18 protein-coding genes and 1 pseudogene are annotated in these 19,059 nt (G+C 69.6%); 10 read left to right on the forward strand and 9 right to left on the reverse strand.

Annotation, left to right across the window (positions count from 1 at the left end; translation table 11 throughout):
* Position 1 precedes the first annotated feature (1 nt).
* The 6 genes from RH864_RS04740 to RH864_RS04765 form a co-directional block, all read right to left on the reverse strand.
* Positions 2–883 (reverse strand): SDR family NAD(P)-dependent oxidoreductase, encoded by an 882-nt coding sequence (locus RH864_RS04740; RefSeq protein ID WP_310516366.1) that lies wholly within the window; start codon positions 881–883, stop codon positions 2–4.
* A 50-nt stretch (positions 884–933) separates the two neighbouring features.
* Positions 934–1,722, reverse strand: a complete 789-nt coding sequence (locus RH864_RS04745; RefSeq protein WP_310516367.1) for an SDR family NAD(P)-dependent oxidoreductase — start codon at positions 1,720–1,722, stop codon at positions 934–936.
* Positions 1,709–2,653, reverse strand: coding sequence for an alpha/beta hydrolase (locus RH864_RS04750; RefSeq protein WP_310516368.1), 945 nt, complete (start codon positions 2,651–2,653; stop codon positions 1,709–1,711). Before RH864_RS04750 ends, RH864_RS04745 begins: the two co-directional genes overlap by 14 nt.
* A 20-nt stretch (positions 2,654–2,673) precedes the next feature.
* Entirely contained in the window at positions 2,674–3,867 is a 1,194-nt protein-coding gene (locus RH864_RS04755; protein WP_310516369.1) for an acyl-CoA dehydrogenase family protein, read from the reverse strand.
* 153 nt (positions 3,868–4,020) lie between these two features.
* Positions 4,021–4,860, reverse strand: coding sequence for a hypothetical protein (locus RH864_RS04760; RefSeq protein WP_310516370.1), 840 nt, complete (start codon positions 4,858–4,860; stop codon positions 4,021–4,023).
* Positions 4,857–5,624 carry an HpcH/HpaI aldolase family protein gene (locus RH864_RS04765; RefSeq protein ID WP_310516371.1) on the reverse strand — a complete coding sequence of 256 codons (768 nt, stop codon included), beginning with the start codon at positions 5,622–5,624 and terminating at the stop codon, positions 4,857–4,859. The genes RH864_RS04760 and RH864_RS04765 overlap by 4 nt, the downstream gene beginning before the upstream one ends.
* A gap of 234 nt (positions 5,625–5,858) precedes the next feature.
* Between RH864_RS04765 and RH864_RS04770 the strand changes: the two genes are divergently transcribed.
* Genes RH864_RS04770 through RH864_RS04800 form a run of 7 tightly spaced genes read left to right on the forward strand, consistent with a single transcriptional unit; the run spans position 5,859 to position 13,512 of the window.
* Positions 5,859–7,010: an acyl-CoA dehydrogenase family protein gene (locus RH864_RS04770; protein ID WP_310516372.1), complete on the forward strand. Its 1,152-nt coding sequence runs from the start codon at positions 5,859–5,861 to the stop codon at positions 7,008–7,010.
* Positions 7,007–7,981 carry an acyl-CoA dehydrogenase family protein gene (locus RH864_RS04775; RefSeq protein WP_310516373.1) on the forward strand — a complete coding sequence of 325 codons (975 nt, stop codon included), beginning with the start codon at positions 7,007–7,009 and terminating at the stop codon, positions 7,979–7,981. Before RH864_RS04770 ends, RH864_RS04775 begins: the two co-directional genes overlap by 4 nt.
* 33 nt (positions 7,982–8,014) lie before the next feature.
* Positions 8,015–8,782, forward strand: coding sequence for an SDR family NAD(P)-dependent oxidoreductase (locus tag RH864_RS04780; RefSeq protein ID WP_310516374.1), 768 nt, complete (start codon positions 8,015–8,017; stop codon positions 8,780–8,782).
* A 25-nt stretch (positions 8,783–8,807) separates the two neighbouring features.
* Positions 8,808–9,938 (forward strand): acyl-CoA dehydrogenase family protein, encoded by a 1,131-nt coding sequence (locus RH864_RS04785; protein ID WP_310516375.1) that lies wholly within the window; start codon positions 8,808–8,810, stop codon positions 9,936–9,938.
* A complete protein-coding gene (locus RH864_RS04790; RefSeq protein ID WP_310516376.1) occupies positions 9,931–10,932 on the forward strand; it encodes an acyl-CoA dehydrogenase family protein in 1,002 nt (333 codons plus the stop codon). Before RH864_RS04785 ends, RH864_RS04790 begins: the two co-directional genes overlap by 8 nt.
* Positions 10,929–12,542, forward strand: coding sequence for an AMP-binding protein (locus RH864_RS04795; protein ID WP_310516377.1), 1,614 nt, complete (start codon positions 10,929–10,931; stop codon positions 12,540–12,542). Before RH864_RS04790 ends, RH864_RS04795 begins: the two co-directional genes overlap by 4 nt.
* A gap of 16 nt (positions 12,543–12,558) precedes the next feature.
* Positions 12,559–13,512: an SDR family NAD(P)-dependent oxidoreductase gene (locus RH864_RS04800; protein ID WP_310516378.1), complete on the forward strand. Its 954-nt coding sequence runs from the start codon at positions 12,559–12,561 to the stop codon at positions 13,510–13,512.
* On the opposite strand, the pseudogene RH864_RS04805 reads toward RH864_RS04800, so the two are convergent.
* Together RH864_RS04805 and RH864_RS04810 are read right to left on the reverse strand one after the other, a co-directional pair.
* Positions 13,501–14,100: pseudogene (locus tag RH864_RS04805) on the reverse strand (transposase); the annotation flags it as partial. The gene RH864_RS04800 and the pseudogene RH864_RS04805 sit on opposite strands and share 12 nt — an antisense overlap.
* A gap of 50 nt (positions 14,101–14,150) precedes the next feature.
* On the reverse strand, positions 14,151–15,566 hold the full coding sequence (locus tag RH864_RS04810) for a DUF1254 domain-containing protein (protein ID WP_310516379.1): 1,416 nt from the start codon (positions 15,564–15,566) through the stop codon (positions 14,151–14,153).
* A gap of 235 nt (positions 15,567–15,801) precedes the next feature.
* On the opposite strand from RH864_RS04810, the gene RH864_RS04815 reads away from it, so the two are divergent.
* Positions 15,802–16,737 carry an aminoglycoside phosphotransferase family protein gene (locus RH864_RS04815; protein ID WP_396129943.1) on the forward strand — a complete coding sequence of 312 codons (936 nt, stop codon included), beginning with the start codon at positions 15,802–15,804 and terminating at the stop codon, positions 16,735–16,737.
* Between the two features lie 34 nt (positions 16,738–16,771).
* Here RH864_RS04815 and RH864_RS04820 read toward each other — a convergent pair whose 3' ends face one another.
* Positions 16,772–17,539, reverse strand: coding sequence for an alpha/beta hydrolase (locus RH864_RS04820; RefSeq protein ID WP_310516381.1), 768 nt, complete (start codon positions 17,537–17,539; stop codon positions 16,772–16,774).
* Positions 17,540–18,015: 476 nt separating this feature from the next.
* On the opposite strand from RH864_RS04820, the gene RH864_RS04825 reads away from it, so the two are divergent.
* A complete protein-coding gene (locus RH864_RS04825; protein WP_310516382.1) occupies positions 18,016–18,321 on the forward strand; it encodes a transposase in 306 nt (101 codons plus the stop codon).
* A 5-nt stretch (positions 18,322–18,326) separates the two neighbouring features.
* On the forward strand, positions 18,327–19,059 hold a 733-nt coding region (locus RH864_RS04830), incomplete at its 3' end, for an IS3 family transposase (RefSeq protein ID WP_310516383.1).

The following is a 19,059-nucleotide window of genomic DNA, read 5'->3' on the forward strand; positions in this document are numbered from 1 at the left end:
CTCAGCGGGGACCGGCTGCGAGCAGCTGGTCCCGGCGGGCCGTGATGCGGTCCTCGTGCGGCGGGTGCGTCAGGATGTACGGCTGATTGCGGTCGATGCCGTCGAGGACGATGCCGCCGACCGCGTCGGCGTCGATGACCTGCGCCGGACTGCTCGCGCGGTGGGGGAGCTCGCCCTCGACGTCCGCCGTCTCGACGAGCGTGCTGCCGCGCGCGGGGTCCGTGTACGCCGACCACGGCGTGACCGAGGTCGAGGCATCCGCCTCGGCCGCCGGCCGGAGCCGGGCGCTCGAGGTGACCCGGGTCTTGATCGGCCCCGGGAACAGGACGCTCGCGCCGAAGCCGTCGGTCGCGACCTCGAGCTCGGCACGCACCGCGATCGTGAACGCGTCCACGGCCGCCTTCGACGCCGAGTAGGACGAGTGGCCCGCGAACGGATGGATCGCGGCCGTCGAAGCGGTGTTCACGATCTGCCGATCGCCGCTGCCGGCCAGCATGCGGTCGACGAACGCCATGTGCCCGTGCACGACACCCCACCAGTTGATGTCGAACATCCAGCGGAAGTCGTCGTAGCTCGTGTCCCACGACGCCCGGAACGGGCGGAGTGTGACCCCCGCGTTGTTGACCAGCACGCTCGTCGGGCCGAACTCGGCCTCCGCACGATCGGCCATGGCCTCCATCGCCGCCAGGTCGCGCACGTCGACCTGGTTCACGATCGCGCGGCCGCCCGCCGCGGCGATCTCGTCGGCCACCGCCTGCGCGGGCGCCAGCTCGACGTCGGCGACGACGACTCCGAGACCGCGGCCCGCCAGTGCGCGTGCGATGGATCGGCCGATCCCGCTGCCCGCTCCGGTCACGACCGCCGAACCCGTGAATGATCGCATGCTCAACTCCTCCATCTGCACCTCACCGGTGCCTCGCACCGCGCGCGGTGTCACCACTGCATCGAGGTGCCGCCGTTGGGGCGGAGCACCGCCCCGGTCACGAACCGCGCCGCATCCGACACCAGGTACAGCACCGCGTAGCCCTGGTCGAACTCGTCGCCGATGAAGCCGAGCGGCGTGCGATCGAGCTTCGCCTGCAGGTCCTGCTCACGGTCGACGCCGTCGCCGTAGTGCCGGCGCGTGATGCCGGTCTCGACCCAGCCCGCGGCGACCGTGTTGACCCTGACGCCCTTCGGCCCGAGCTCGAGCGCGAGCGAACGCGAGTACTGGTGCGCGGCGGCCTTCGAGGACGTGTACGCGGCGATGCCGTCCATGGCGCGGTCGACGCCGCCGGTCGTGATGTTGACGATCGCGCCCCTGCGCTCCTGCTCGACCATGCGCCGCGCGGCGGCCTGCGAGCCGTGCACGACGCCGAGGAAGTTCACGTTCCAGACCCTGAGCAGCTCGGCGTCGTCGGCCGTCGACGGTGGGGCGTCGGCGGTGATGCCGGCGTTGTTCACCCAGATGTCGAGCGATCCGTGGGCCGCCACGACATGGTCGGCGAGGACGTGCGAGGCGTCGGCGTCGGTCACGTCGAGCTGGGCGGCCTCGGCGGCCCAGCCGTGCTCGCGGATCTCGGCGACGGTCGCGTCGGCGCCCGTGCGGTCGAGGTCGGCGACCCACACCCGGGCGCCCTGGCTGGCGAGCACGATCGCGATCCCTCGCCCGATGCCGCTTCCGGCGCCGGTGACGACCGCGCTGCGGCCGGTGAGGGAGAAGGGATGATCAAGCAGGGGCATCGACGACCTCGTTCTGATTCGCAGGAACATGCACGCGGACGAAGTCCGCGATCGCACGGACGGCGGCGTCGGCTTCCGGGGCGCGTCCGGCCATGAGCGGGAAGACGTGCTGCATCTCGGGCACGACCTCGACCTCGGCGGGGATCCCGGCCTCGCGGAGCAGGTCGCCGAACCGCAGCACACCGTCGACGAGGAGCTCGCCGTCGCCGACCGTGAGATAGTGCGGTGGCAGCCCGGTCACGTCGGCGCGCAACGCGGTCACATACGGGCTGGTCCGCTGGCTCTCGTCGGCGATGAACATCGACACGTTCGCCTGGATGCCGGTGCGGCCGCGGGCTCCGGCCATGACGTCGGACGAGGTGTTCGTCTCGAACGAGGCGCCGAGGCCCTCGCTGTCGTAGTACGGCGACAGGCCGATGACCGCGCCCGGGACCTCGCGGCCCTCGTCGCGCAGCTGGAGCGCGAGCGCGGTCGCGAGCGCCCCGCCGGCCGAGTCGCCGGCGACGACGATCCGCGACGGTCGCACGCCTTCGCCGACGAGCAGGTCGAAGCCCGCTCGCACGTCGTCGAGCGGCGCCGGGTACTTGTGTTCGGGCGCGAGCCGGTAGTCGACGGCGAACGCCGGGACGCCGATCGCCTTCGCGAGATGCCCGGCGAACTTGCGGTGGCTGGCCGAGCTGCCCCCGATGTAGCCGCCGCCGTGGATGTAGAGGATGGCCCGCGTCTGATCGGCGTCGATCGGGACGGCCCGGATCCCGGTGACCGGACCGTCGACGCTCTCGTACCAGACGCCGGGCACCTCGGTGCTCATCTGCTCCCACTCCTGGAACAGGCTCCTGAGGAAGGCGATGGGATCGTTCTGGTTGACGGCTCGCCGCTCGTTCCAGCTCTGATACAGCTCGGTGAGCTTCTGCGCCTCGGTGCTCGCCACGCTCGTCACCCGCGCCTTCGTCACTGCGCCCGCTGCCAGGACGCCAGGATCGGCCCGCCGGACTGGACCAGGCCGATCGGGTCGGCGGCGAGGTGGTTGCGCGCGACCGACATGTCGCGCAGCACCCGGCCGAGCGGGCTCGGGTTCCGGATCGTCTGCGACGCGCCCCAGAGCGCGGCCGTGTTCACGACCTCGGTGCCGACCTCGTGCACCCAGGTCGTGACCTGCTTGATGCGCGAGGTGAGCTCGGCCGAGACCTCGCCGTTCGTGTGCGCCGACTCCTCGGCCTCGGCCAGCACCTCGAACGCGTAGCTGCGTACCGCACGGTACTTGGCATCGGCGGTCGCGAAGTCCTTCAGGAAGACCTGGTTCCGGTCGACCGTGGTGTCGTAGCCCTGGCGGTTCTTCCCGGGGACGAGGTTCGCGACCTCCTCGAGGGCGCGCTTCATCAGGCCGAGCACGACGCCGATGTGTCCGGCGAAGCCGATGCTGCCGCGGTTGAGCTCCGAGCCGGCCACGGGGAGTGCCGGGTCGGTCCAGAAGGTCGATCGCAGCGTGTACTTCTCGGGCATGAACCGTTCGGGGAGGGCGTAGTCGTAGCTGCCCGTCCCGACGAGTCCCATGACGTCCCAGTTGCCGAGCATCTCGATCTCGTCTTTGGGGGCGAAGTAGGCGCGGATGTCGGGCGTCTTCTCGTCGAGCATCTTCTGCGTGCCGTCCTCGTTGAGGACCCGCATGGTGCACGCGAGGTGCGTCGTGAACTTCGAGCCGCTGCCGAACTGCAGCCGCTTCGCGCTGCCGAACATGCCGCCCTCGACCTCGACCGCCGTGCCGAGCGGAGCGGCGTAGCCGGCCGCGATCGCCTTCTTGGGTCCGGCGTAGAGCTCGTCGGCGCCCTCTTTGGGCAGGAAGAACGAGCTGTTGCGGGTGCCGATCGAGGTGGCCATGAGCACCCAGCCCGTCGAGCCGTCGGCGCGCGACACCTCCTCGATGACCTTGAGTCCGGTGACGATGTCGACCTGGCCGCCGCCGTAGTGCCGGGGCACGAACATCCAGAACAGCCCCTGCTCCCGCATCGCGTCCGCCGCGACATCGGTCACGTCGGTCTCGCGCTCGGTCGCGTCGGCCTCGGCCTCGATGATGTGGGCGATCGCCTTCGCCCGCTCGATGAAGTCGACGCCGGTGGCGAGGGCTGGTGTGTCGATGAGCGTCATCTTCGGCGCCTTCCTGGTGCGGTTCTTCGGTGAAGACTCGGGTGCGGCAGCGCACGCGCGGAGCCGGGCACCACGTTAGCCGGACCATATAAGACTGTCAATTCTTATAAGGACAGGGCTGTCCGGTCGAGTCGCGTGCGACTCGCGGGCCGCTCACTTCTCGAGGCCGCCGGTGCCCATGCGCGCCGGGGCGAACGGGGCCATCCATTCCACGGTGCCGCAGCCCGAGCTCGCGACCACCTCCGGGAGATCGGCGAACTCGCGCGCCCAGGCCGAGCGCGGATCGTCGTCGAGCAGCCAGAGCAGGATGAGGCGCCGGCCGTCGTGGTCCGAGGCGCGCTGCACCTCCTGCAGCGCCGGCCGCATCGCCGAGGTGTCGCTCGCGCCGCGGAAGACGAGCACGCTCTGCGTGCTCGCGCCGTCGAGCGCGAGTCGATTCGGGATCGCGTCGTCGATGAGCCACGTCGCCGCATCGTCGCGAACGGATGCATCGGGCACGTCGATGAGCTGGACGACCATGCCGCCCGGTGGGTCCATGAGCGCGAACACGTCGCGCGGCGCCCGTTCGTCGCGGTACACCGAGCCGACGTGGTCGGCGAACGAGACGAACACCAGGCGCCGGTCGGTGAAGTTGCGGCCCTGCGCGTCCAATTGCGGGCCGGTTCCCGCCGCCCAGGCGAAGTAGTCGTTCAGGTGCCCCGGCGCGATCCAGTAGGTCGCGGCGAACCGTTCGCGCGCCGGGGGATCGGACTCGCCGCCGGCTCGGCCGTGGTCGAGCGCGCGCAGCTCCTCCGAAGCGACCCATCGGCGCCCGGCGAACACGAACGGGGCCATCATCGCGGCCGAGAAGAAGTGATCGTCCTCGTACCACCGGGTGTAGGCGCGTTCACGGCCCGGCGTCGGCTCGGCGATGTTCAGGAGCATGTGGCCGACGCCGACCTCGAGCGAGGTCGCCGCGCCGACCCGTGTGAGCGGATGCGTGCCGTCGGTCATCGACCGGTGGGAACCGGGTTGCGGTACTGCGCGAGACGCTCGGCTCCGGTCGCCCGCACATAGTTGAGGTCGCCGCCGATCGTCGTGAACGCCGTCCCCTCGAACCCGACGCCGCCGGGGGCGCCGAGCCGGATACCGAGTCGTTCGGCCTGCTCACGCGACTGCTCCCAGATCGTCAGCAGTCGATCGTGGCCGGCGTACATGTCGGTCCCCATGTCCTGTGCGAGATCGCCGAGGCCGAAGAAGGCGAACTCCACGCCGTCGACGCCGGCGATCGCCTCGAAGTTCTCGATACCGGCCACCGTCTCGATCAGCGGGATGAAGATGATCTCCCGATTCGAGCGGCTCGCGTGCTCGGTCCAGTCGTCGCCACTCCATCCTGCGGCGGGCACCATCGGGCAGAACCCCCGCCCGCCCGCCCGATACTGGGTCGCGGCATAGCATGCAGCGGCCTGTTCGGCCGTCTCGACCTTCGGCACGAGCACGCCGTCGGCGCCGAGGTCGACCACCTGCTGGATCTGCGTCGGGTCGCCCTTGAGCACGCGGACGACGGCTGCGGTGCCGGTCGCCTGCGCGGCCCGGATGTGGCCGAGGATGTCGCGGACGCCGAGGGCCCCGTGCTCGCCGTCGATGATCACGAAGTCGTAACCGACCTCGCCGAAGATGGCGGTCGTCGACGGGTCCGCCGAGGTGACCCACGCGCCGAGCGCCTGGCCTCCCCGCTCATTCAGTTCCACGAACCGGGTGCGTGCGCCTGTGAACACGTGGTCTCCCTCTCTGCGCCGATGCAGCTTCGAGCGGTGTGTTCCCGCTCATGCGGTCAAGCATTACATGAATAGGACGAAACGCGGCGAGCTGGATTCATCCGGTGTTATCTTTGATCTCACAATTATTTATAGGATAGCTTTGGTGATGATGATCGTGAGATCCATCGCCGTCCGACAGACGTGTCTGTCCCTGGTACGTATCGCCGGCCCCACACCGGCGGGAAGGCAATGATGCTCGACTTCGCTGAGGGTGAAAGGACCGTCCAGCTGCGCAAGCAGCTGCGCGGCCTGATCGCAGAATCCATCCCGAAGGACTACCTCGGTGCGTTCACCGACGATCCGAACGATCACCAGATCGCCAAGGAGTTCTGCCGGCTGCTCGGCGAGAACCGGCTGTTCGCGCTCACCTGGCCGGAAGAGTGGGGCGGGGGAGCGGCCGGGCCATGGGAGCAGACCGCGCTCCGCGAGGAGATGTGGGCGTTCCACGAGCCCCGCGGGCCCCAGTACATGGGCCTGAACTGGATCGGTCCCGTGATCATGCGCTTCGGGACCCCCGATCAGCAGGCACGCTTCCTGCCGCCGATCGCGCGCGGCGAGGTCGACTGGTGCCAGGGGTTCAGCGAGCCCGAGGCCGGATCCGACCTTCCCGCGCTGCGCACCCGCGCGACCAAGGTCGACGGCGGATGGCGGATCGACGGGCAGAAGGTGTGGACGTCGTATGCGGGGATGGCGTCGTGGTGCTTCCTGCTCGCACGCACGGGGACGCAGGAGAGCCGCAAGGACGGCATCTCCGTCTTCCTCATCGAGATGGACCAGCCCGGCATCGAGGTCCGGTCGATCCCCGCCATGATCGGCCCGCACCACATCAACGAGGTCTACTTCGAGGGCGCGTTCGCGAAAGACGAGAACCTGCTCGGCGAGGTCGACGGCGGCTGGAAGATCATCAACCAGGTCCTCGCGCTCGAACGCATCGGCATCGCACGCTACGCCAGGTGCGAGCGCCTGCTCGCCGAGGCGCCGGCCGCGATGGGCGACCTCTGGCACGAGCTGCCCGACTCGCTCGTGCAGCGCTGGGCGACCGCGCTGATGGCGACCCGGCGGACGAAGCTCATGGCGTACTCCGTGGTCGCGGCACAGGAACAGGGCAAGCTCGACCCCGCGGATGCCTCGGCCTACCGGATCGCCGGGACGCTGCTGGACCAGGAGATCGCCGAGGTGCTCATGGACCTCGTCGGCGCGTGGGGCCTCGGCACGGGCGACCACTCCGAGACCTTCATGCGCGCCGTCGAGGATCACTGGCGGTACGCCCAGGCGGCGACGGTCTCGTCGGGCACCGTCGAGATGAACCGCATCGCACTCGGCCGGAGGATGGTGGCGAAATGAACAACACGGTTTCCGAAGAGGCATCCGATCTCGGCCAGGCGGTCGGCGAGGCGATCGACGCCGCCGGCGGCGTCGACCTCGTGCGCGAGTTCGAGCGCGACCCCGCGGCGCGAGCCGGCGTGGTCGAACGCCTGCTCGGCCCGCTCGGCATCTGGGAGATCGCGCCGCGCGAGGACCAGGTCCAGCTCGAGGCCGCAGCCGAGGCGTGCCGGGCCGCCGGCGCGAGGCTCCTCATGTACCCCATCGCCGAGCGCCTCGCGCGGCCGGAGGGCGCCGACGCGATCCTCCTCGTGCCCACCACGGGCCGACGCGCCGCGGTGCACGCCGACCTCGACCTGAACTGGGCCGCGGCCACGCTCCGCGGCGACACCGCGCAGCTCACCCGGCGTGGCGAGCTCGTCGGGGAGAAGCTCGCGATGTTCGTCGCCGAGATCGACGCCGAGATCGACGTGGACCGTCCGCAGGAGAACGCCGAGCTCGTCATCACGCTGCAGTCCTGGTGGTTGCTCGGCGTGCTCGAGCGGTCCCTTGCCGACACGGTCGTGTACACGAACGAGCGTCAGCAGTTCGGCCGCCCCATCATCAAGTTCCAGGCCACCCAGTTCCGGCTCTCGGACGTCGCGGTCGCGGTGCAGGGGCTCGCCGAGCTCGCGAAGTACACGCTGTGGTCGATCGCCCAGGGCGACCGGTCGACCGCGCTCGTCGACGCTGTCGCACTGCGCGTCTCGGCGCTGCAGGCCGCCGACGCCGTGCTGCGTGCCGGTCACCAGCTGCACGGGGCGATGGGCTTCGCCGACGAGACGAACATGTCACAGTATTCACGGCACACGCAGGGCTACCGACGCCTGCCCGAGGGAGAGACCCGCGGACAGCTCATCCTGTCCGAGCTCGTCGCCGAACACGGCTGGGCGAGCCTCTTCCCGATCGAGGCGGGCGCCGCGAGGCGCCGAGGCGCCGCGGTCCGCGTCTAGCCCCACCACCCGCGAGTCAGTGAAAGGACGCTCATGACCTCGCCCGCCGAACTCTTCTCCCTCGAGGGCAGGACCGCGATCCTGACCGGCGCATCCGCCGGGCTGGGCCGCCGGTTCGCCGACGTGCTGGCCGACGCCGGCGCCCGGGTGGCCGTCGTCGCGCGCCGCGCCGACGTGCTCGACGCGCTCGTCGCGTCGCGTCCCGGATGCCTCGCCGTGCAGGCCGACCTGTCGCGCCCCGAGGAGATCGACGCGATCGTCGACCGGGTGGGCACCGAGTTCGGGACCCCGGACATCATCGTCAACAACGCCGCCTACATCGCCGGCGGCGTGAAGGCCGAGGACGAGACGCCCGAGCAGATCGCGACGACGCTGAACGTCAACCTGGTGTCGCCGATCCGGCTCGTGCAGGCGTTCCAGCCGGGTATGCGCGAGCGCGGCTCGGGCAGCATCGTGAACGTCACCTCCATGGTCGCGAGCGTCGGCATCGGCCGGTTCCCGCAGGCGGTCTATGCGGCGTCCAAGGGCGGTCTCGAGTCGATCACGCGCGAGTGGGCCGCGCAGTGGAGCCGCTACGGGATCCGCGTCAACGCGATCGCGCCCGGCTTCTTCGAGAGCGAGATCACGAAAGACGTCATCAATGTCGAGAACATCCAGCAGTGGATCCTGCGTAACACGCTGCTGCCGCGGCACGGCACACCCGAGGACTTCGACGGCGCGCTGCTCTACCTGGCGAGCGACGCCGGTCGATACGTCACCGGCCAGACGCTGACCGTCGACGGGGGATGGACGGCACACTGAGATGACCATCACGGAAGGCTTGGACGTGAGAACCAGACCGAACTTCGTCGCGTGGCTCACCGAGCACGCCGCGGAGCTGGCGGACCTCAACCCCCGCCCTGACGACGAGCTCGAGACCCGGGTCGACAAGAGCCTCGCGCTCGTCGCCCGGCTGCACGCCGAGGGGCTGATGGGCTGGGGCTGGTCGGAGGAGCTCGGCGGGTTCGGCGGCGACGCGACCGATCGTGCGGCGCTGTACGACGCGCTGACCGCGGCCGGTTTCGGGATGCCCGAACAGGTGGGCGCGCTCGAGGTGCTGGGCTCGGCGCTCACGGCGTTCGCGCCCGACCTCGCGCGGCGCGCCCTGCCGGCCGTGCTCGAGGGCCGCGAGCTCTGGTGCCAGGGCTTCTCCGAGCCCGAGGCCGGCAGCGACCTCGCGAGCCTGAAGACGACCGCGAAGCAGACGCCCGACGGCTGGGTGATCGACGGGCAGAAGGTCTGGACCTCGCTCGGTCATCGCTCCCGGTGGTGCGGCGTGCTCGCGCGGACCGGTGACCCGGCCGGGCGGCACCGCACGCTGACGCTGTTCTGGGTCGACCTGGAGTCGCCCGGGGTCACCGTGCGGCCGCTCCAGACGACGACCGGGGAGGCGGAGTTCTCCGAGGTCTTCTTCGACGGGGTGCTCGTGCCCGCCGACCACGTCATCGGCGACGTCGACGGTGGCTGGAAGGTCGCCATGCACCTCCTCCAGTACGAGCGCGGCATGTGGGCGTGGCAGCGGCAGGCGATCATGCACGCGGCACTCGACGACCTGATCGCGAAGGCGGGCGACCAGCCCTCGGCCGGCGAGATCGTCGGCACCGCCTACGTCGCGCTCGCGGCGCTCCGCGTGCGCAGCCGGCAGACCGTCGCCCGGCTCGCCGCGGGCGAGCGGCTCGGGCCCGAGGTCTCGATCGACAAGACCCTGCTGAGCACCGCCGAGCACGCGGTCAACGACGCGGTCCGCGCGCTGCGCGTGAACGACTTCCTGTTCGGCGACGACGCCGATGCCGGGCGCATCCGCAGCGAGTGGTACTACTCGCGGGCGGCGTCCGTGTACGGCGGCGCCGTCGAGGTCCAGAAGCACATCATCGCCGAGCACGTGCTCGGCCTTCCCCGGGAGGATCGCCGTGGCTGACGAACTCGAGGATGAGGTCCGCGAGGCGACCCGCGAGCTGATCGCCTCCAAGCCCGACGGACTCGTCTGGGCGGACCTGACGGAGATGGGCTGGTTCGAACTCGTCGACGAGAGCCCGGCGCTCGCGGTCGGCGCGCTCTTCGAAGGCCTCGGCCAGGCTGCCGCCGGCTCGGAGGCGCTCGACGCCGCGGTCCTCATCGAGCTCACGGCGGCGGGTGCGGAGCTGTCACTCGACACGCCGCCCGCCGTCGTGTACTACCCGCCCGGCCGCCACGCGGTCGGCTCGCTCAGCGTGAACGGTGCGGATGGCGCGCCGGGCGCGCACGGCCTCGACGGCATCGTGCTGTCGCGTGCCGAGCACCCGTCCGCGTTCCTCGCCCCGCTCTCGCGCGAGGACGGTTCGACGACGCTCGCGGTGCTCGACGCCGGCGAGGTGACGCTCGAGCCCATCTCGGGTGTCGACCCGTCGCTGCGCCTGCGTCGTGCCCGGGCGGCCTCGGCCCGCGTGATCGATGACCTGGGCCCCGAACACGCCGCGCGGCTCGCCCGCGCGGCCCGGCGGGCGGTCGCGCACGAGTCGATCGGGCTGGCCCGCGCCATCCTCGACGTCGCGGTCGAGCACGTCACCAGCCGGAAGCAGTTCGGCCGGGCGATCGGCACCTACCAGGCCGTGCAGCACCGGCTCACCGACATCGAGGTGGCGCTCGGCGGTGCCGCGGCCGTGACGGCGCTGAGCTGGGAGGGCGAGCCCGATTCCGTGACCGTCCTGACCGCGAAGTCGCTCGCGGCCGCCGCCCTCGACACCGCCGTCCGCAACGGCCTGCAGGTCTGCGGCGGCATGGGCTTCACCGAGGAGTTCCCGCTCGCGCCGCTGGTGCGACGCGCGCTGTTCCTCTCGTCGTTCCTCGGCGGTGCGCCGCAGCTGGCCGCCGCGGTCGGCCGGACGATCGTCGCAGGCGGCAGCGCACCTCGGCTCTCGGGGTTCGCGGCATGAGCGACGTCGACGAGATCCCCGACTTCCCGGCAGCCGGCGTGCAGACCATCGCCGCGGCGGCCCGGTGGGCGGGCGACACGTTCGCCGAGCTGCCCGCGATCGTCGACGGCGACGTGCGCTGGACATTCCGCGAGTACATCGACCGCGCCGAGTCGATCGCCGCGGCACTCGTCGGCATCGGGGTGCAGCCGGGCGATCGCGTCGGGATCTGGGCGCCGAACAGCGCCGACTTCGCGGCGGCCGTGCTCGGCATCGAGCTGGCGGGCGCCGCGCTCGTCCCGCTGAACACGCGCTTCACGGTGCACGAGGCCGGCGACGTCTGTGCTCGGGCGCAGGTCAAGGCGGTCTTCACCGTGCTCTCGTTCCTGGACCGCCCGTACGCGACCGAGCTCGCCGAGCACCGGCGTGAGCGCCCGGAGATCCTCGTCGGCGACGCGCCCATCATCACGCTCGACGGTGACGGCCGGGACGGCATCGAGGCGTTCATCGGCGTGGGCACCGCCCGGCACCGGGCCGAGGTCGACCGGCGCATCGAGGCGCTCGGCCCCGACGACACCGGCATGGTGCTCTTCACGTCGGGGACGACGGGCCGGCCCAAGGGGATCCGGCTCGGTCACGGTCAGCTGCTGCGCGCCTACTGGCAGTGGGGTGGCATCCTCGGCGTCGAGCCCGGCGACCGGGTGCTGCTCAGCAACCCGTTCTTCCATGCGTTCGGGCTCCTCGTGGGGCTGCTGCTGGCGCTCGTCCGCGGCACGGCGGCGTACCCGCTCGCGGTGTTCTCGTCGGCGGAGGCGCTGCGTCTCATCGCGGCGGAGCGCATCACGTTCTATCCGGCGCCGCCCACGGTGTTCCAGACGATCCTGCAGGATCCCGCGCTCGAGGCGACCGACACGAGCTCGCTGCGGATGGCCGTGACCGGGGCGACGTCCATCCCGCCGGCGTTGATCCGGGCGATGCACGACGTGCTCGGCATCGAGCGGGTGTTCTCGCCGTACGGGCTCACCGAGGCGACCGGCGTCGCGACGCTGACCCGGTTCGGCGACTCGGTCGAGACGATCGCCGAGACCGCGGGTCGCGCGGTTCCCGGCGTCGAGGTCGCGATCCTGCGACCGGATGCCTCGGAGGCCGACGCTGACGAGGTCGGCGAGATCTGCGTGCGCGGGTACAACACCCGGGTCAGCTATCTCGACGACGACGCGCCGCTGACCGACGACGACGGCTGGCTGCACACGGGCGACCTCGGCGCGTTCGATGCGGCCGGGAACCTGCGGGTGACCGGCCGGCTGAAGGACATGTTCATCGTCGGCGGGTTCAACGTCTATCCCGCCGAGGTCGAGGCCGTGCTCGCGTCCCACCCGGGGGTGTCCGCGGCCGCCGTGGTCGGGGTGCCCGACGAGCGACTCGGTGAGATCGGCGCCGCGTTCATCATCGCGAAGGCGGGAGCGCACGTCGACGAGTCCGAGCTCGCCGAGCTCGCGGTGCAACGCCTCGCCAACTACAAGCGACCCCGGAGCTACGTGTTCGTCGACGCGTTCCCGGTGAACGCGAGCGGCAAGGTCGTGAAGCAGGACCTGGCCGCGCGCGTGAGCGCCGCCCCGGCCGCGAGCTGAGCTGCGCGGGTCTGCGATGGTGACGCCGCAGCGGCCGCTCCCGTCGGGCTTCGGCCGGGAGACGACCGCGACTGAGGCGCTCGGTGGCCGAGACCTGAGCGGGAGCGTGGCCGTCGTCACCGGCGGTCATTCCGGGCTCGGGCTGGTCGTCACCCGGGTGCTGGCTGAGGCCGGTGCCGAGGTCGTCGTGCCGGCGCGCGACCCGGAGCGGGCCGAACGGGCGCTCGCGGGTATCGCCCGCGCCCGGGCCCGGCCGTTCGACCTCGTGGATCCCGGATCGATCGACCGGTTCGCCGAGTCGTTCCTGGCGGACGGCGCACCGCTGCACATGCTGATCAACAACGCCGCCGTGCTCGGACACCCCGACCGGCGCGATGCCCGGGGATTCGATCACACGTTCGCCGTCAACCATCTGGGGCACTTCCAGCTCACCGCTCGTCTCTGGCCGGCGCTGCGGCGCGCGGAGGGTGCGCGCGTCGTCACCGTGTCCTCGCGCGGGCATCGGTTCGCGACCGTGGAGCTCGACGATCTCCATTTCGACCGGCGTGAGTTCGACCAGACGGTGGCGTACGCCCAATCGAAGACGGCGAACGCGTTGTTCGCGCTCGAGCTCGATGCGCGTGGGGCGCCATTCGGCGTGCGTTCGTTCTCCGTGCATCCGGGAGTGATCACCACGGGATTGAACCGTCATCTGGACGAGGCGGATCGCGGCGCAGCGCTCGCCGCGTACGGGCCCCGCCGGTCCGCGGAGCAGGGTGCGGCGACGACGGTGTGGTGCGCGGCGAATCGTCAGCTCGACGGGCTCGGTGGCGTGTACTGCGAGGACGTCGACATCGCCTCACCGGTCGACGCCTCGACGACGGCGACGCCCGGCGCACGCCCGTGGATCCTCGACCGCGAACTGGCCGGCCGGCTCTGGACCGCCAGCGAGCTGCTCACGGGAGTCCGGTTCCCGGTAGGGCATGTCTGACAATTGCTTGGTCCAGGCGATGGCGGCTTGGATGAGGACGGCGGCACGGTAGACGATGGCGTGTTTGTCGGAGCGGGTGGCGAGGCCGCGCCACTGTTCGACGTCACAGAATCGGCGTTCGATGACGTTGCGGTTCTTGTCGTCGGCGCGGTCCAGCCCGACGGGGCGTCCGCCTTGTGAGCCGCGTCGTTTCCCTGGTTCCCGGCCCACGCGCAGGTGTGTCATCAGCGGGAGGAACATCGGCGAGTCGCCAGCCTGACGGGGTGTGATCAGCGTCACCAACGGGAGTCCTTTCCCGTCGACGAGCTGGTGGATCTTCGTCGACAACCCGCCCCGGGAGCGGCCGATTCCGTGATCAGACGGCTCTTCCCGCAGATTCGTGTAATTCGATGCCACGTCCACACCGTCTGCCACGGTCCGAACGCCTCCGGCAGATCACGCCACGCGATCCCACACCGATTCCGGTAGATGATTCCCTCGAGCATCGTCCGCGCATCCGAGAAGCCGACCCTTCCGGCCCGTCGGACGCGGCAGCATCGGCTCGATCAACGACCACTGGGCATCCGACAACGACTGGAAACGGGACACAGATGAAGCTTCCCAGTCCGGATGGAAAGTGCGGGTGATCCGAGCGCGAGTTACCGCAGCCTGACGAGATCGTCGAGCTTCCAGGTCTGGTCGTAGAACGCGTTCTCTGTGCCATAGAGGCGGAACGCAACGAGGAAGTGGCGGCCAGGGACGGTCTTCACGAATGCGGCATCCGCGACCCCGTCGGGCTGTTCCGGCCCGAAGTAGAGTTCGAAGGACCCGTCGTCGTTCTTCGGGATGTCGTAGTACCCGTTCGTGGATGGCAGCAGCTGGTCGGTCTCGGGCATGGTGCCGTCGGTGATGTTGTACGCGGTCGCCGCCCAGAACAGCGATGCCGGCGGGTTCGCGGGCACGCGCAGCCGGTACGTGTGCTCACCGTGCAGGAACTCGCCATCGGCGTCGCGGTACGAGAACGGATACTTCGAACCCGCGCCGGTGGAATGGATCGCCATCGCCGGGGCCGACGAATACGCGTACTGGAAGAACCGGGCACGCGCGTCGACGTCGAGGTAGCTGTCCTGCATCCACTCGGCGGTGCCACCGCACCAGGCGGCCTGCCACTGCCGGTCGTCGTAGTACAACTGACGCTCGTCGTCACGGCCGAGCTGCGCCATCGCGAGGATCATCCGCGGCGCCGCTTCCACCGCACGCTGCAGCTGCTCGCGCTGCCACTTGGCCGGTTCGAACGGCAGCCCTTTGATGATGCCGATCGAAGCGAGCACACCACGGAGCTCCGGAGTGATCGCCGACACCGGCTCGTAGTCCACGAACTCCTTCAGCTTGTCCCAGTACGAGAAGTCGGTGGGGTACATCATGTTCAACCGGGTGCCGCTCGCGTTGGGGAACTCCATCGGCTGAGCATCCTTCTCCGGCGTCCACAACGGGTACACCCGTGTCCGCTCCGCGTTGGACACAGCCGGTGCCGGATCGGGCACGCCGTCGCCCTGGGCCATGATCGTCCGGAAGAACAGGAACACGTTGTACGTCGACGAGGTGAAAGTGAAGTACCCGCCGGGCACGTGACCGTCATACCCCGGAGGCAGCAGCAGGTACAGCCCCCCGCGGGCCCGGTCCGGGCCGATCGCGCCGACGTCGGTGATGGTGCGCTGGAAGAAATCGGTGAACATCCCGATCACATTCCCCGGCGCGTTCACCACCAGCGGGCCGGTCTTCTTCAGGTCCAGATAGCTCATCGAGTAGATGACATCCGCGTTCGGGGTCGGCACCCACGTGCGCGAATCCATCCGGTCCTTCCAGATCGGCAGCACGTTGTACCCCGAACCGAAGTGCGCCTCCGACCCATCGCGCATACCGATCACGTTCAACGCCGGCTGCATCGTCATATACGCGTGAACCGCGCGCTGATAGAACAGCTCCGCACGCAACGACTCCGCCTCGTCGACAGGCAACCAATTGCCACCATTGATCTGCCCCATCAGCGGCGTCACCACACCGGACTCAACCATCGACATCTCCTCAGAACACGTGAACATTCCCCAGCCATACTGTCGGCCGGCCAAGAGCCGCGCCACACCACGACGACCAGCCGTCCGAGGGTGCGCTCAACACAGGCGGCTCCATGATCGACGTCAGAGCCTCAGAAGGAGGACGTCCCGCTCAGAGGCGCCAATTGTCAGACATGCCCTAGGCGGTCACGGTCTCGGGCGCGTCGGGGTGGCTCCCCGTGGTGGACTGGTGAGCATGGGCCGAGATCAACAGTTCGTCGTCCCGGATGCGGTGCTCACTGCGTTCGAGACCGGTGATGACGCGATCCGCGACTGGGTGGGTGTGGTGTCGTCGGTCGCCGGGGACCTTCTTCGACGGTGGGAGCTTCGACCGGAAGGTGTGGTCCGGTCGGGGGAGGCGGGGGTGGTCGTGCCCGTGCGTCGCGCCGACGGGACACGGGCAGCGTTGAAGCTGCAGGTTCCGCGCGCCGAGACCACGGCCGCGATCCTCGGTCTCGAGCGATGGGACGGCCGTGGCATGGTCCGCCTTCTCGACAGCGACCCCGACCAGGGCGGGATGCTGCTCGAGCGCCTCCATGGTGATCGCACCCTCGAAGCCGTCGAGGACGACGACGACGCGGTTCGTGTGGTCGGCTCACTCCTGGCGCGGTTGCACAGCGTGCCCGCCCCCGACGGGCTTCCCCGTGTCGAGGCGATCCTCGCTGGGATGCTCGACGACGCGCCCGCAGCCCTGCACGCACTTGAGCGCGACGACCGGTCTCGGCTTCGCCGATGGATGCGCAGCGTCACCGATCTCGAAGCCGAGCCCGGAGACCGACTGCTGCACTGGGATCTGCACTATGGCAATGTCCTCGCCGCCGACCGTGAACCGTGGCTGGCAATCGATCCAGAGCCTCTCGTGGGCGATCCCGGATTCGATCTCTGGCCTGCCCTGGACACCGGGTGGAGCACGAGTGACACCGTGACCGACGCGCCACGTATCGTGCGACGACGCTTCGACATCCTCACGGAGATGCTCGACCTCGACCGTGGCCGTGCAGCCGCGTGGACGGTTGCTCGCCTGCTGCAGAACACGCTCTGGGATATCGAGGACGGACACACGGCGATCAGCACGTCCGCGAAAACAGTGGTCGACGCGCTCGCCTCCTTCGATGCGTTCGGCGAAGGTTGACGAGGCGGATCGCGGCGAACCGCGAGCGAGCTTCTCACGGGCGTCCGGTTCCACCAGCAACGCCGAGATGGCGGGTGAAGAAGCGGGCGGCATCTTCGCCCGCGAACGGTGGGACGCCGGTGTGGCCACCCATGTTGGCGTACAGGGTCTTCTCCGCCGATCCGTAGGCATCGAAGAGGTCGAGCGCCATCTGCCGATCGTTCCCTTCGTCATCCCACTGCAGGAGAACGTGCAGCGGGATCGTGACCTGGCGCGCGTCCTCCATCGTGGTGCGGGGCACGTAGCTGCCGGCGAACAGGCCGGCGGCCACGATTCGTGGCTCTACGGTGGCGAGACGTGTGCCGATCGCGATCACCCCGCCGGAGAACCCGACTCGCTCGCTGATCTCGGGAAGGTCGAGGACTTCATCGAGCGTCATCGTCAATTCCGGCACGGCCTGGTCGACGAGGGGAAGTATGAGGCGGTCGATGACGCCATCCGCGGGCCGTTCCCCGGCGGAGATCGCACGGACGAGGTCGGCGTGAGCGTGCTCCGCACCGGGCAACGGCGGGCGGTCGCCTGTACCTGGCAGCTCGATGCAGACCGCAGCACAGCCGTGCGCGGCAGCGCTCAGTGCGCGTGCCTTCAGTCGCGGGTACATCCGTCGCATTCCGATCCCGCCGGGTTGGCCCATCAGGATCAGCGGAGCTGGCGAGGATGAGGAAGCGGCCGGCGGCAGCCACAAGATGCCGGTGAAGTCGCCGAGGGTGAACTCACGTTCGGTGACACCGTCGTCGATACGGTGTGCAGAAGTGAAGTGCATGATCGTGCCTTTCGGGAGTGCTGCTGAGATGCGGCGCTCCCGGACGATCTATCGTCCGACCGTGACTCCCTGGAGGAGCACCGACGTCAATTCGTTCACGGGTACCACCTCCTGAGATTCCTGCACGGATTTCACACCTTATCAGCGCCCGCAGACGCGCCCGCAGGGCCGGTCCGAGGTTCCACGCCGAGGCTCCGGGCTGCTTCAGCCATGCGCGCCGATGGTCGCGCGGTCGTCTCGTCGGGGCGTCCGCGGCATCGATCGAGTGCCGATGCCGCGCGGTGAAGTCGTCGCGCGCCGTGGCGAAGCTCCCGGCGGGTTCGTCGATTACCGGCGCGAGAGGCAGGTATCGGGCCATCGTCACGCCAGGGTCGGAGACCAGGGTCGGGGCAGGGGAGCGGGCCCGGGTCCGGGTTTCGGCCTGGGTGTGAATCGGCCTGACTTTCGTTCCGTTCTTCAAGCAAGGATGGAACTCGATGAACAGGAAGTACTCGCCGGAGATGCGTGAGCGGGCGTTGCGGATGCTCGCGGAAGCGCGGCCCGAGCACTCGACGACGATGGCCGCGATCCGTCACGTGGCCGGGCTGCTCGGGATGAGCCCGGAAACACTTCGGGTTTGGCAGCATCGGTACGAGATCGACGTTGGCGTGAAGCCCGGGCTCTCGACCGACGCGGCGCAGCGGATCAAGCAGCTGGAGAAGGAGAACGCCGAGCTTCGCAAGGCGAACGAGATCCTCAAGGCTGCGAGCGTGTTTTTCGCGAAGGAGCTCGACCGCCCCTGACCGAGATGATCCGGTTCATCAACGAACACCGGGATCGTTTCGGGGTCGAGCTCATCTGCCGGGTCCTCCGGCCGGCAGTGCAGGGCTTTGTCACCGCCCGCGGCTATCGCGCTGCCGTGGGCCGGGCGCCATCGGTCAGGCAGGTGCGTGACGAGCTGCTGGTGCCGGAAGTGGCCCGCCTGCACGCGGAGAACTACGGCGTGTACGGGCGCCGGAAGATGCATGCGCTGATGCGCCGGCAAGGGTGGGACATCGGCCGCGATCAGACCGAACGCCTCATGCGGCTCGCTGGGGTGCGTGGCGTGCTCAAGTCCAAGCGGGCATTCACGACCCGGTCCGACCGGACATTGTCGTTGCCGAAGGATCTCGTCAATCGGCGCTTCATCGCCGCCGCACCCAGGCGACTATGGGTGTGCGACGTGACTTACGTCGCAACATGGTCCGGATTCGCGTACGTCGCGTTCGTCACCGACGTGTACTCGAGGCGGATCGTGGGGTGGAACGTCGCGGCCACGCTCCGAGCGGAGATCTTGCCGTTGCAGGCGCTGGACATGGCCGCGTGGGACGCCGGCGGCGACCTCACCGGGCTGACGCATCATTCGGACCGCGGATCGAATTACATGGCCATGGTCTACACCGACCGCGTCGTCGAACTCGGTGCGATCCCTTCCACCGGGACCGTGGGCGATTCCTACGACTGTCAGTCTGTTCCTGCCGCATCCCGCGAGGATGAGGAAG

It is taken from the genome of Agromyces aerolatus (assembly GCF_031432255.1).
GTDB lineage: Bacteria > Actinomycetota > Actinomycetes > Actinomycetales > Microbacteriaceae > Agromyces.

What these genes read in the sequence shown, in the direction of transcription:
- RH864_RS04740 (WP_310516366.1), bottom strand. Translation starts at nt 883, where the DNA reads ATGCGATCATTCACGGGTTCGGCGGTCGTGACCGGAGCGGGCAGCGGG.
- RH864_RS04745 (WP_310516367.1), bottom strand. Translation starts at nt 1,722, where the DNA reads ATGCCCCTGCTTGATCATCCCTTCTCCCTCACCGGCCGCAGCGCGGTC.
- RH864_RS04755 (WP_310516369.1), bottom strand. Translation starts at nt 3,867, where the DNA reads ATGACGCTCATCGACACACCAGCCCTCGCCACCGGCGTCGACTTCATC.
- RH864_RS04760 (WP_310516370.1), bottom strand. Translation starts at nt 4,860, where the DNA reads ATGACCGACGGCACGCATCCGCTCACACGGGTCGGCGCGGCGACCTCG.
- RH864_RS04770 (WP_310516372.1), top strand. Translation starts at nt 5,859, where the DNA reads ATGCTCGACTTCGCTGAGGGTGAAAGGACCGTCCAGCTGCGCAAGCAG.
- RH864_RS04775 (WP_310516373.1), top strand. Translation starts at nt 7,007, where the DNA reads ATGAACAACACGGTTTCCGAAGAGGCATCCGATCTCGGCCAGGCGGTC.
- RH864_RS04780 (WP_310516374.1), top strand. Translation starts at nt 8,015, where the DNA reads ATGACCTCGCCCGCCGAACTCTTCTCCCTCGAGGGCAGGACCGCGATC.
- RH864_RS04795 (WP_310516377.1), top strand. Translation starts at nt 10,929, where the DNA reads ATGAGCGACGTCGACGAGATCCCCGACTTCCCGGCAGCCGGCGTGCAG.
- RH864_RS04800 (WP_310516378.1), top strand. Translation starts at nt 12,559, where the DNA reads ATGGTGACGCCGCAGCGGCCGCTCCCGTCGGGCTTCGGCCGGGAGACG.
- RH864_RS04810 (WP_310516379.1), bottom strand. Translation starts at nt 15,566, where the DNA reads ATGGTTGAGTCCGGTGTGGTGACGCCGCTGATGGGGCAGATCAATGGT.
- RH864_RS04815 (WP_396129943.1), top strand. Translation starts at nt 15,802, where the DNA reads ATGGGCCGAGATCAACAGTTCGTCGTCCCGGATGCGGTGCTCACTGCG.
- RH864_RS04820 (WP_310516381.1), bottom strand. Translation starts at nt 17,539, where the DNA reads ATGCACTTCACTTCTGCACACCGTATCGACGACGGTGTCACCGAACGT.
- RH864_RS04825 (WP_310516382.1), top strand. Translation starts at nt 18,016, where the DNA reads ATGAACAGGAAGTACTCGCCGGAGATGCGTGAGCGGGCGTTGCGGATG.